The 13,278-nt window shown below is 49.4% G+C and carries 10 protein-coding genes; 7 read left to right on the top strand and 3 right to left on the bottom strand.

What is annotated here, in order from left to right:
* Nucleotides 1-116: 116 nt before the first annotated feature.
* Entirely contained in the window at nt 117-1,202 is a 1,086-nt protein-coding gene (locus D515_RS05400) for a porin (protein ID WP_002536757.1), read from the bottom strand.
* Nucleotides 1,203-1,680: 478 nt separating this feature from the next.
* Nucleotides 1,681-3,564, bottom strand: coding sequence for a sigma-54-dependent Fis family transcriptional regulator (locus tag D515_RS05395; RefSeq protein WP_002536755.1), 1,884 nt, complete (start codon nt 3,562-3,564; stop codon nt 1,681-1,683).
* A 266-nt stretch (nt 3,565-3,830) separates the two neighbouring features.
* On the opposite strand from D515_RS05395, the gene D515_RS05390 reads away from it, so the two are divergent.
* From D515_RS05390 to D515_RS05365, 6 genes are read left to right on the top strand one after another with little or no spacing between them, the layout of a single operon-like run.
* Nucleotides 3,831-4,934 (top strand): ABC transporter ATP-binding protein, encoded by a 1,104-nt coding sequence (locus D515_RS05390; protein ID WP_002536754.1) that lies wholly within the window; start codon nt 3,831-3,833, stop codon nt 4,932-4,934.
* Nucleotides 4,935-4,938: 4 nt separating this feature from the next.
* Nucleotides 4,939-6,075, top strand: a complete 1,137-nt coding sequence (locus tag D515_RS05385) for an ABC transporter ATP-binding protein (RefSeq protein ID WP_039849640.1) — start codon at nt 4,939-4,941, stop codon at nt 6,073-6,075.
* Complete coding sequence (locus D515_RS05380) at nt 6,065-6,934, top strand: carbohydrate ABC transporter permease (RefSeq protein WP_002536750.1); 870 nt, start codon at nt 6,065-6,067, stop codon at nt 6,932-6,934. Before D515_RS05385 ends, D515_RS05380 begins: the two co-directional genes overlap by 11 nt.
* A 3-nt stretch (nt 6,935-6,937) precedes the next feature.
* Complete coding sequence (locus D515_RS05375) at nt 6,938-7,735, top strand: carbohydrate ABC transporter permease (RefSeq protein ID WP_002536748.1); 798 nt, start codon at nt 6,938-6,940, stop codon at nt 7,733-7,735.
* A gap of 11 nt (nt 7,736-7,746) precedes the next feature.
* Entirely contained in the window at nt 7,747-8,019 is a 273-nt protein-coding gene (locus D515_RS05370) for a DUF2160 domain-containing protein (RefSeq protein ID WP_002536746.1), read from the top strand.
* A 25-nt stretch (nt 8,020-8,044) separates the two neighbouring features.
* Nucleotides 8,045-9,778: an ABC transporter substrate-binding protein gene (locus D515_RS05365; RefSeq protein ID WP_002536745.1), complete on the top strand. Its 1,734-nt coding sequence runs from the start codon at nt 8,045-8,047 to the stop codon at nt 9,776-9,778.
* 292 nt (nt 9,779-10,070) lie between these two features.
* Here the strand turns inward: D515_RS05365 and D515_RS05360 are convergent, their stop codons facing one another.
* On the bottom strand, nt 10,071-12,392 hold the full coding sequence (locus tag D515_RS05360; protein WP_002536743.1) for a response regulator: 2,322 nt from the start codon (nt 12,390-12,392) through the stop codon (nt 10,071-10,073).
* An 82-nt stretch (nt 12,393-12,474) separates the two neighbouring features.
* Between D515_RS05360 and D515_RS05355 the strand changes: the two genes are divergently transcribed.
* Nucleotides 12,475-13,257: a substrate-binding periplasmic protein gene (locus D515_RS05355; RefSeq protein ID WP_002536742.1), complete on the top strand. Its 783-nt coding sequence runs from the start codon at nt 12,475-12,477 to the stop codon at nt 13,255-13,257.
* Nucleotides 13,258-13,278: the final 21 nt, after the last annotated feature.

Here is a 13,278-nt window from a genome sequence, read left to right as displayed (position 1 = left end):
GTGCGCCAACGGCAGTTTTTGGATTTGTTCTCAACACAACAAGCAGATACAACAAAGCCCAGCATCCTGCTGGGCTTTAAAGACAGTGTGAAGTTTAAGCGTGTTTTACTGATTTATTACCAGTATACGCGTGCACCGATTGCGTAGAATGCTTCACTGTCAGCGGAAGAGCCAGGTGCAACTGCCCAATCGTTCTTGTTGTTGGTGAAACCCGCAGTTTTACCATCTGCCAGCGCTACTTCACCGTACACACGGAAGAACGAGTTGAACTTGTGTACTGCTCCCAAGTAAGCGTTGGTCGCGTCACCACTTTCATCAATTGATTCTTGGGTGAACTTAGCATCGTACTCGCTCACTTCGTAACCACCATATACTGATGATTTTTCAGAAAGTGCGTAGCTCAGCGCCAGTGCATAGCCTTGGCGATCAAGTTTCAGATCGCTCACGTCGCTCTCAATCTCACTTTGAGCATACTGAACACCTACATTCAGATCTCCAAAGGAGCGCTCTACCCAGATAGAGGTGTATAGATCTTCCAGTGAACCAGCTTGCAGTTCGTAATCTACGTTGTCAGTAACTTTGCCGTTCGCGTCTTTTTCATACACTTTGAAAGAAGCATGCTCTTGTTCTGCAAGAGAAACACCAGCAGTCACATCAAAACCAGCAACGTTCACACGACCGAAAAGTTCAAATACTTCAGCGTTGGCTTTATCTTCTGGCAGGGCGTAGCTTGCATCGATGTAGATAGCATCGTTTTCGAAAATGTAACGAACAGCGCTATCGTGCTTACCACCTGAGATAGTACCCTCAGGAATGTGAGAACCACCGTAGAAGTAAGAGTTATCAACGCCCCACAGGTCATCAGCTGTCAGGTACTGTTTGCCCAGAATGACTTTACCGAAGTCACCAGAGAAACCGAAGTTACCCAGACGATTTTCCAACGCATCTTTGTCGTAGCTGATGCTGTATTCCAGTTTTGCAAATACGTCTACGTCGTCAGTCACTGAGTACTGTGCATTAACACCTGCACGTGAACTACCATCGTTCAGCGTCAGCTCTTTTTCTGGTGCTTTAGCCAGAGTGGCGCGAAGCTGACCGTAAACCTCTACCGAACCAGCGTCGCCGCTGTATGCTTCAAATGCGTTTACGTTGCCTGCTGCAAGTACTGCCGGGATTGCTACTGCTAAAAGTGTCTTTTTCATAGAATACGTTCCTGTATTTCTTATAAATTCCATTTGCAAAATGCTGCGAGATGAAAATTAACATTCTGAAAACACAGAGTTCAACGCTACAAAAATTAACAAAATAAGCTATTGACAGTTACATTGACTAAAAATCGCCCAGTTATTTATTCTTAATAAAATTCCTTATTATTTGAATACACAGTCACAAAAGTGAAACAAAACCACATTTAGTGAGGTTAATCATTCATCTTTGATTCAACAAAACCCCAGTAATAACAATCCATTAACCGCTCAATAATTAACCAATATCCACCCAGAAAACAAAAATGTGATTTGCGACACACTTCTCGATATGAGCAAATTATCATTAGTCGTTTCATCCTATTTCTTCGCGCCATGGCGAAAATTGCGTGCAACACGCCGCCTTTGATGTTGACACGGCAAATATCACAAGCCCGATTAATTGATGCTTTGAATGCTTTATTAGTGGTAAAGGCTACTTCAGCCCTAATGCACGAAGACGTTTATAGATAGTGTTTCGGCTCACGCCGGAAAGCTCAGCGATGCGGGTAATATTCCCATCTGTTGCGGAATAAAGTTCTGGTAGGGTGTCTCTCCAGCCAAGCGTTTGGAGAAGAGGCGCTTCATTTTGATAAGTATTGGACGCTTCCTGAGATGTTGGCTGCGCTTTCAGATCAAAGAAAAAGTCATCGGGAAGATGGTGGGTATGGATCATATTACCGTCGGACAACGCCAGTGCGACACGCAGGGTGTTAAACAACTGCCGAATGTTACCCGGCCAAGGGTGCTGTTCGAATAGGTTTAATACCTCATTGCTAACGGGGGGTTGATTGTCCTCTGTCAGTTCAATCAACAAGCGTTCAACCAAGGCTTTGACATCATTTCTTTCGGCCAGAGATGGGAGAAACAACGTCAGCCCATTTATCCGGTAATACAAGTCATCGCGAAACTGTTTTTTGGATACGGCTTCACGCAAGGGCTGGTGAGTCGCGCTGATCACACGGAAATCGACAGGATAGCTTTCAGTGCTTCCTAACGGCGTGACCGCTTTTTCCTGCAATACACGCAACAACCTGGCCTGCACATGCAAAGGCATATCCCCGATTTCATCCAATAGCAAGGTGCCGCCATCAGCTTGCCTGATATAACCCATGCTGCCTTTGTTATTGGCACCGGTAAACGCCCCTTTCACATAACCAAAAAGCTCTGACTCCACCAGCTCAGTGGGAATGGCGGCGCAGTTCACCGCTACAAACTTCTTATCCGCCCGGTCGGAAGATGCATGCACCGCTTTAGCAAATACTTCCTTGCCAGCGCCTGTTTCTCCCTGAATGACCAATGGAATGTCGCTGTTGACCACACTGGCAGCCTGCTTGATCGCTTTCTGCATTTTAAGATCGCCAAGATCCAAGTCTGAAAGTCTGCGCTCACCAGATACGGCTTCAACAGGCTTTGAATCATTCTTTTTTTTGAATGAAGACAAAGGCGATTGCGGTGCACGGATCATGTTGGTGAGGGGGCGTTTGAGCGTACCAAACAAGCGATAGTTCGAAATACCGAGGAATGAAAGCGTTTGGTTTTCTGGGTGCGCTGATAATTTTAGCGTGGTGATCCCAGTCACCATTTCGATGTTCAACCCTTTCAGCACATGACCGACTAACAAATCTGCCCGTCGGTTGGCGGCCACTATCTCACCTGCATCATTGAAAACCAGCAATCCCGCCCACTGGCTGGTGTGGTTATCCTCGCTGTTATTGAACACCAAGGTGTAATAGTGCTGGCGATACGTCGCCATGATGAGCTGGTTTTCAACCGACTGCGTCATCACTTTCACCATGCCATTCACATGGGAAGTAGGTAGATAAGCATCAGAGGAGATATTCAATACCCCGACAAGCTCACGTTCACTGTTAAAGATGGGTGCAGCAGAAGCAGTCATATAGCGATTCGCGATCAGATAGTGCTCATCCCGCCCGACGACAACGGATTCACCTGTCTGCAATGCCGTGCCCACAGCATTGGTACCATTAAACCGCTCAAGCCAACTCGTCCCCTGCTCGAAGAGGTGCCCTTCCATTTGGTTAATAAAGCCAGGACGCCCCCAACGGCTAAGCAAGTTTCCGCTGCTGTCAGCCAGTAAAACCAAGCTGTTGCTGTTTACCAGAATATTTTCATAGTAAGGCAGCACCTGTTCTTGTGTTGTCACTATCAGGTCTTTGGATTTGCCTTGTGCATCCTCCCAATCCCCTTTGTTCAAACGAATGATTGCTGGCGCGCTCTTTGGGTTAAGCCCAAATGAGCGGCACCGTTTCCAAGACGCCTGTATAACCTCATCGTGAGAGTGAGCCAGATCGCTCATTTGACCACCAATCCATGCGCGTTCGAACAACAATAAGACTGTCAAGCATTGTTCACATTTTGTTAACAGTCAACATAAATGTTCACACTTCTTACACAGTGACGCTGTTCACACTTATTTTAATCCCTTTAAATTCAGATAATTAACATTAATTTAACTTCTGGCACGAATCTAGCGTATGACATTCGGATTCGAAAATTAATGCGCGTTCGCGCAATTGACGATGTCGCCAGTACAGCACGTCGTTATTTAAACAGGGAGTTTACATGTCACTCGAATTGGAGAACGTCACAAGGATCAGCAACCATGAAACGTGGTTGGACGACATTAACCTGAGGATAGAACCCGGTTCTTTTAATGTCTTGCTCGGCAGAACACTGGCGGGGAAAACGAGCTTGATGCGTCTGATGGCAGGGCTGGATAAACCTACCAGCGGTCGCGTGCTCTTTAATGGACAGGATGTCACTGGCGTACCCGTGCGGGAACGCAATGTCTCCATGGTCTATCAGCAATTCATCAATTACCCCAACCTGACCGTCTTCGAAAACATCGCCTCACCGCTGCGATTGGAAAAACAGCCTGAAGCAATCATTAAGCAGAAAGTGCAGGAAACGGCAGAGATGCTTCACATTGAACAGTTTCTCGATCGACTGCCTCTCGAACTATCAGGCGGTCAGCAACAACGCACTGCCATGGCAAGGGCACTGGTGAAAAACGCTGACTTAATTCTGTTTGATGAGCCTTTGGTCAACCTCGACTACAAACTGCGTGAAGAGCTTCGTCAGGAAATGCGTGAACTGTTTGCCGAGCGCAACACCATTGCGGTTTACGCCACCACAGAGCCTAACGAAGCGCTTGCTCTTGGCGGTAATGTGGTTCTGATGCACGAAGGCAAGGTGATTCAATCCGGGCCAACCGCAGAGGTATATCACCACCCATCTTCAGTCACCAGCGCTGAACTCTTTGGTGAACCGCCCATTAATTTGATCCGTGGCCGTGTCGGCGGCGGAAACGTCTCTTTCGACGAACACATTCACTTTCCACTCAACACTGACCTTGGTGAATTAACTGACGGGGAATATCAGTTTGGCATCCGCCCTAACCACCTCAGTTTGGTGCCGAACAATGATGACGATTTAGAGCTGACCGTTGATGTCGAACTGGCGGAGATCAGCGGTAGTGAAACTTTCCTGCACGTCAGAAACCGCGACATCAATATGGTGCTCCACTTACCGGGGGTTCACGACTACGACGTTGATCAGAAGATCAGTATTTATGTGCCTACCCACAAGCTTTATGTCTTCGATGAGTCACAAAAGCTCATTCAGTCTGCGCGTCGCGTCCAGTCAACGCCGGGCATAGGGGGGTAACAATATGGCAGAAATCATTCTTAATTCCTTGGCACATTCCTACAAGGCTTCACCTCAAAGCCGCGAGGATTATGCTATCCGGAAAATGACCCACACCTGGCGCAATGGCGGTGCCTACGCCTTGTTAGGCCCTTCCGGTTGCGGCAAAAGCACCATGCTGAACATTATCTCCGGCCTGCTGACACCGTCGGAAGGGGAAGTGATGTTTGACAACCAGGATGTCAGCCGACTTGCACCACAAGAGCGCAACATCGCGCAGGTTTTCCAGTTTCCTGTGGTGTACGACACCATGACGGTATACGACAACCTCGCCTTTCCACTTCGCAACATGAAAACACCGGAAGCCAAGGTACGTTCACGTGTCAGTGAAGTGGCTGAGCTCTTGGAACTCAATAGCGTGCTGGATAAACGCGCCAGCAACCTCAACGCAGATGAAAAACAGAAAGTCTCCATGGGTCGCGGTCTGGTGCGTGAAGATGTCTCCGCCATTCTGTTCGATGAACCACTGACGGTTATTGACCCACATCTGAAATGGAAACTGCGCCGCAAGCTTCGCCAGATCCATGAACAGTTCAACATCACCATGATTTACGTGACCCACGATCAGCTCGAAGCCGCCACCTTCGCAGAAGAGATCGCCGTGATGTTTGACGGGACAATTGTACAGTTTGGCTCTCCACGCGAACTGTTCGAGCGCCCCAACCACACTTTCGTGGGTTTTTTCATTGGCAGCCCCGGCATGAACCTCTTGCCTGTTCAGCGCTCCGCTGACGGCAATGTGTCTTTTGAAGACATGCCCATCACCCTAACGGACGCCCAGCGCCAGATGCTGGAAAACAACAGTAGCAACAACATCAAGGTCGGAATACGCCCTGAGTTTGTGCATGTGTGGCAGGAAAAACGGGAGGATTCTTGGGAAGTGCCCATACAGCACGTTGAAGATTTGGGCACCTACAAAATCGTCACCGCGATGTTCGGTACCCAACCTATCAAACTGCGCATCGCTGAAGAAGCGCCGATTCCTCAAGGACGCGCCCATATCAGCTTCCCAGCTCAGTGGCTGAAGCTCTACATCGATGAGTATCTGGCCGGAGAGCCGGAAGAAAGCACAAGCGCGACAGGAGGTCAGGATGCAAACTAAGACGGAAAATAACCGCGCCTGGCTGCTGGTGCTCCCAGTATTCCTGCTGGTCGCCTTCTCCGCCATCATCCCGTTGATGACGGTGGTGAACTACTCGATTCAGGATATTTTCGATCAGAACACCCGCTACTTCGTGGGTACAGAATGGTACAAGGAAATCCTGAACGACCCACGTTTACACGACTCTCTGATTCGTCAGTTTATCTACTCTTTCTGCGTACTGGCGATTGAAATCCCGCTGGGTATCGCGGTGGCGCTGTGCATGCCTGCACGCGGGTTTAAAGCCTCACTGGTGTTAATCGTTCTTGCCATTCCACTTCTTATCCCCTGGAACGTTGTCGGCACCATCTGGCAGATATTCGGGCGGGCAGATATCGGCTTACTCGGCTGGTTCCTCAACAACATTGGGGTGGAATACAACTATGCCTCCGATCCGGTCGATGCGTGGATTACCGTGCTGGTCATGGATGTCTGGCACTGGACATCTCTTGTTGCCTTGCTTTGTTACTCCGGCCTTCGAGCTATTCCGGATGTTTACTATCAAGCCGCGAAAATCGACCGCGCATCGAACTGGGCTGTGTTCCGCTACATTCAACTGCCCAAACTGAAGAGTGTGCTGCTCCTCGGTGTCCTGCTGCGGTTTATGGACAGCTTCATGATCTATACCGAGCCCTTCGTACTGACAGGCGGTGGTCCGGGTAACGCCACCACTTTCCTTTCACAGGCATTAACCAAGATGGCTGTCGGTCAGTTTGATATCGGCCCTGCCGCCGCCTTCTCGATCATCTACTTCCTCATCATTTTACTGGTGTGTTGGGTGTTCTATACCGCAATGACCAACATGGACAAAAGGAGCTAAGCCATGAACAGAAAAACCTTTGGCCTGCTCGCCTACATTGTGTTTCTGATGACGCCGATTTACTGGCTGCTGATGATGTCATTTAAAACCAACGAAGAGATTTTAGGTGGCCTCACCTTTTGGCCACAGAGCTTCACGTTAGAGAACTATGCAGTCATCTTCTCCGATCCAAGTTGGTATTCGGGGTATCTGAACTCACTCACCTACGTGAGTATCAACACCCTGCTATCACTGGCGGTTGCGCTGCCTGCCGCTTATGCGTTCTCGCGCTATAAGTTTATCGGCGACAAGCACCTCTTTTTCTGGCTGCTGACCAACAGAATGGCGCCACCTGCAGTATTCCTGCTGCCCTTCTTCCAGCTCTACAGCTCCGTGGGTTTGTTCGATACCCATATCGCTGTGGCACTCGCCCACTGCCTTTTCAACGTACCGCTCGCGGTATGGATTCTGGAAGGCTTTATGAGCGGCGTGCCAAAGGAAATCGATGAAACCGCCTATATCGATGGATACAGCTTCCCGCGCTTCTTTGGGCGGATCTTTATCCCGATGATCCGCTCAGGGATCGGTGTCACCGCTTTCTTCTGCTTTATGTTCAGCTGGGTTGAACTGCTGCTGGCACGAACACTGACTTCTGTAAACGCTAAACCCATTGTGGCGACCATGACCCGAACCGTCAGTGCATCAGGCATCGACTGGGGTGTGCTCGCTGCAGCGGGTGTGTTGACCATTGTTCCCGGCCTGTTGGTGATTTGGTTCGTGCGTAACCACGTAGCCAAAGGCTTTGCACTCGGACGTGTATAAGGAGAAATGACATGAATTGGATGGCCTGGACACTCCCGAGCGCCCTGTTTTTTATCACCATTGCCTGCATGTTGGTGGCAATGACCGTATTCGAAGTACTCCGTCCTTGTGTGGAAAGGAAAGGATTTTTGCCTATCCGCACAACCCGGGGTGATCGACTCTTTATAGGACTGCTCGGCAGTGCCTATATCCACCTTTTCTTCATCGGAATGACGGATCTGCCTATCTGGTATCCCTTCGGGATCGCCATCGTGTGGCTTATCTCGGTTTTACGTTGGGGTTAGGACAAAACGACAAAGGAGCGAAACTATGAAGCAATTGCCTGCTGTAAACAAATGGACACCACTTGGGTTCATGATCAGCTTGCTACTGGCACCGGCGGCCCTCGCCGATCAGTACAGCGACGCAGCAAAGAAGTGGGTTGGCGATGAGTTTACCCCTTCCACGCTAAGCCAAGAGGAACAGCTCAAGGAAATGGCCTGGTTTACAGACGCTGCCAAACCTTTCCGTGGCATGGAAATCAAGGTTGTCTCAGAAACCATTACCACCCATGAGTATGAGTCCAAAGTGCTGGCGAAAGCCTTCGAGGAAATTACCGGCATCAAGGTCACTCATGACCTGATTCAGGAAGGCGACGTGGTGGAAAAACTGCAAACGGAGATGCAGTCTAACCGCAGTATCTACGATGCCTATATCAATGACTCTGATTTGATTGGTACCCACTTCCGCTACGGCAAAGTTTTCCCAATCAGCGATTACATGGTGGGTGAAGGGAAAAACGTGACCCTGCCTACTTTGGATTTGGACGATTTCATTGGCATCAGTTTCACCACAGGCCCGGACGGCAAAATCTACCAACTGCCTGATCAGCAGTTCGCTAACCTCTACTGGTTCCGCGCCGACTGGTTTGCCCGTGATGACCTGAAAGCCAAGTTCAAAGAGATTTACGGCTATGAACTCGGTGTACCGGTTAACTGGTCTGCCTATGAAGACATCGCTGAATTTTTCTCTGTTCACGTAAAAGAGATCGATGGCGAGCGCGTGTACGGCCACATGGATTACGGTAAAAAAGACCCGTCTCTGGGTTGGCGCTTCACTGACGCATGGTTCTCAATGGCAGGTGCCGGTGACAAAGGTATTCCAAACGGTACACCCGTTGATGAGTGGGGTATCCGTGTTGAAGGCTGTTCACCTGTAGGCTCCAGCGTTGAGCGTGGCGGCGCGACTAACGGCCCTGCGGCTGTTTATGCCACCACCAAATACGTTGATTGGTTAAGTGATTACGCGCCACCAGAAGCACAGGGCATGACCTTCTCGGAAGCAGGTCCGGTTCCAGCACAGGGTTCTATTGCTCAGCAAATCTTCTGGTATACCGCCTTTACTGCTGACATGACCAAACCGGGTCTGGCAGTTGTGAACGAAGATGGTACGCCAAAATGGCGCATGGCACCTTCACCTCGCGGTCCTTACTGGGAAGATGGCATGAAACTCGGTTATCAGGATGCCGGTTCATGGACTCTGATGAAATCGACCGATCCAAAACGCCGCATGGCGGCATGGCTATACGCGCAGTTTACTGTCGCGAAATCCGTGTCTCTTAAGAAAACTTTGGTGGGTCTGACGCCTATCCGTGAGTCTGATATCAACTCTCAGGCAATGACAGATGTGGCACCGAAGCTGGGTGGCTTGGTGGAATTCTACCGCAGCCCTGCTCGCGTTCAGTGGACACCAACCGGCACCAACGTGCCTGACTATCCAAAACTGGCGCAACTGTGGTGGCAATTTATTGCGGAAGCAGCAAACGGCGAGAAAACACCTCAGGAAGCACTGGACGGTTTGGCGAAAGCGCAAGACCGCGTACTTCAGCGTCTTGAGCGTGCAAAAGTACAAGGCGACTGTGGTCCTAAGCTGAACAAGCCACGTGATGCCGAATACTGGCTGAATCTGCCAGGTGCACCGAAAGCCAAGCTGAGTAACGAGAAGCCGCAAGGCCAGACCATCAACTACGATGAACTGCTCCAGCAATGGAAGTCAGCAATGTAAATATTGAAGTAAAGAGCAACGACGACGAGATGTTTTGTCTTGTTGAAGATGTAATACCAATCACAGTAGGTAGGTGATCAGAGATAGCATAGGAAAAATGCTCGAGAACAAGGCAAAAAATTTCGATAAGTAGTTCTTCTACAAACAAATTTTTCAACGCAGTTATCGAGTATTTTAACAAGCTAGGATGAGCAGATACTTACTACGATTGGTATGATGTAACGAGTCCAAGTAAGCAAAACGCCTGCTATCGCAGGCGTTTTTATTTTGCGAAGGTTTGTCACCCCGCCCCTCAGATCGATTTAGCCTTTCCCCGCTCAGAACCCGGCATATGCGTTTTGATCATCCGCTCCAGTTCCGCTTTGCTAACCGGCTTGGCAATATAATCATCCATGCCGCATCTCAGGCATTCATCCCTGTCCTGCGCCGTCGCGTTAGCGGTCAAGGCAACAATCGGTGTATGAGGCGCATATTCATGCTCACGAAGGAGTCGGGAAGCCTGATAACCATCCATGATAGGCATTTGGCAGTCCATAAAGATCAGATCGAACATGCCTTCTTTGCAATAATCGATCGCCACCTGTCCGTTTTCGGCGACCACTACTTCCACCCCAAGTTTCCCAAGCATGGCCTGTGTCACCCGCTGGTTCACCAAAGTGTCTTCCACCACCAACACACGGCCTGAGTAGGTCGAAGGTTCAGCCAAACCAATCTCTTTCGACGCTTGCTCTTCTTTGTGAGCCGACATGGAAATCACGCCGAGTTTCGCCTGTTGTCCACGGAGGATGCGCGTGAGGTGATTGCGAAGATCGTTAAACTTATACGGTCTGGAAAGGTACCCTTCGATGTTGAAACTCTCCAGCTTCACATTGTCATGTACTTCCGGCGCGGCGGTGATCATCATCAAGCTCGGGCAACGCTTACCAAAACGCTTGCGTAATTTAGAAGCGATCGAAAAGCCATCTGAATTCGGCATCAATTTATCCAGAATCACAATCTTGAACGGCTTAGCCGTGTCGATGCGCTCTGCGATCATCTCTTCCGCATCTTCAGGATGGACACAACATGTCACCTGACAGCCCAAGTTACCCAATTGTGCACTGGTGATCCGCATGTTCAAACGGCTGTCGTCCACCAGTAGCATGGCAGCGTCAGAGAAAAGCAAGGCATCAACCGGAGTTGCTTCCGGCATTTGTGCGCGCTCGAAAGTCACGGTGAAGAAGAAACGGCTTCCTTCTCCTTCCTGACTTTCCACTTCAATGTGACCACCCATGAGTTCGACGATCTGACTCGAAATCGCAAGACCCAATCCCGTTCCGCCAAAGTTGCGGCTCATGCTGCCATCAGCCTGTTCAAACTTTTCAAAAATGGTGTCGAGTTTGTCGGCGGGTATACCAATCCCCGTGTCCTTAACATCAAAGCGCACCGTGATTTGATCCCCTGCCTCATCAACCTGCTGGATATCAACACGCACACTGCCACTTTGGGTGAACTTCACAGCGTTCCCGACCAGATTAATCATCACCTGTCGAAGGCGCGGCGCATCACCCATCAGTAGTGGTGACAGATCCTGATCGAGGCTACATTCGAACTCCAGCCCTTTTTCCTTGGTGCGGAGCCGGAACAAATGCTCGATGTCTTTGCAAAGCTCAAACAGGTTGAGCTCAACAAAGTCCAGTTCCAGCTTACCCGCTTCGATTTTGGAGAAGTCGAGAATATCGTTGATGATATCGAGCAGCGACAATGATGACGTTTCCAGCATTTCGATAAACTCGCGCTGTTCGTCGTCCAAACGGGTGCCTTTCAGCAATGATGCCATCCCAATGATGCCGTTCATTGGCGTGCGGATTTCATGGCTCATGTTGGCCAGAAATTCACTCTTTTTCTGGTTAGCCATTTCCGCCTGTATCTTGGCGTTTTTCAGCTCCGCGCTGTATTCGCGCATTTTCTCTATCGTGTCGTTGTACTGGGTGTACAGCGTCACCAGTTCTTCGCCCATTTTTTTGTTCGGACGCTCAATCGGCTGCGGCAAGTTATCAGCCCCAAACTTGGTTACACCATGAGACATCCAGACCAGTGGACGGACGACATCAACATAAACGATAAAGAACACCAAACCACCAAGCACCAGCGTTGCGCCACCCAGGAAAAGCAGCAGCATGACAAAGCGTTCGATCAGCGCGTTGTAAATACCTTCAAGGCCCACTTCAACTTGCAGGTAGCCCAGTTGATAGGTCTTGCCAAATTGCTGATGAACCAATGGCCATTGGTAAGAAAACTTAGGTTCAAGCGGCATTTCACCGAATTCCGCCAGTGTCCGTCCATCATCAAAAACACGGATATAACTAATGTCAGGATCCCGGAAAATCCCTTGCGCGGTGACTTGCAACTGGGTGGTGTCTTCCTGCCAGACACTGTTAGTAATACTGGCCAGATCGGTCTTTTGAATCAGCAACGCATTTTGACGCATCTGTTCAGTGCGTGCCTGATAATCCAAATACAAGGCAAACGCCGCTACCAAGAATGCAAGAAGACTACAAATGAGAAGAACACGGCCCACTAAACGTGCTGCCATGCTGGAAGGCGGAGGAAGATTCTCTTTTTGATTCAACATAGTCTAGGCTTATTAATGTCTTAAATTTAAAGCACCTACCTTTAAGAATAGCCACGATTTGTAAACTTGGATGGTCAAAACTATGTCCGAAAAGAAATCCATTCCCAGCGTCCTTTATCGTGTCATCGGCGTGCCGGTGATATTTGCTCTGCTCTCTGCCACCGCTTCAGCAACCGTGTTGGAATACTTTGTGATACAAGATCAGGCCGAGCCACTGCAGATACAAACCAAAGGTGAGAACCATCGTGGCATTGTCACCGATGTTTTAAAACAGGCTTTCGACGGCACTGAGCACCAATTGGTCATCCACACTTATCCGTTTAATCGCTATCTTGCCGAGCTCAATAAGCATAAAGACAAAAATTGGGTCACCTATGGCAGCCCCGCTTGGGGCGATATGCAGGCCGCCAATCTTTCCGCATACCCGATTTTAGAAGTTGAGCACAGCATCCTCAGCCGGGCAGATTCTGATTTTGTTTACCAAACCCCGGAAGATTTAAACGGAAAAATCGCGGTGCTCCTGTTCGGGTTCGACTATCCCGGCCTTGAAGAGCAAATAGAAAAAGGGGCAGTCAGTGAAGTACGGGTCAAGAACTACGATTCGGCTTTCCGTGTGGTTGATCGCCTTAAAAGTGTCGGCGGCTTCGTTGAAATGGATCTCAGGCTGAAATACCACCTCAAACGCCTTGGCTTCACTCAAAACGATTACACCCTGTTTGAGGTTAACAACCTGATCCCGAAATACAACATCCACTTGGCCTATTCACCGGGAATTGACCCAGAACTGCAACAATTCATGGACAAGCGATTACAAGAGATGCGCAATAACGGTCAGCTGGCAAGCATCATCAGCGACTATCTGTAACTGCGGCCATCGGGAGAACGT

Origin of the sequence: Grimontia indica (assembly GCF_000333895.2) — a bacterium.
Lineage (GTDB): Bacteria > Pseudomonadota > Gammaproteobacteria > Enterobacterales > Vibrionaceae > Enterovibrio > Enterovibrio indicus.
This window is presented reverse-complemented; position numbering and strand designations above follow the sequence as displayed.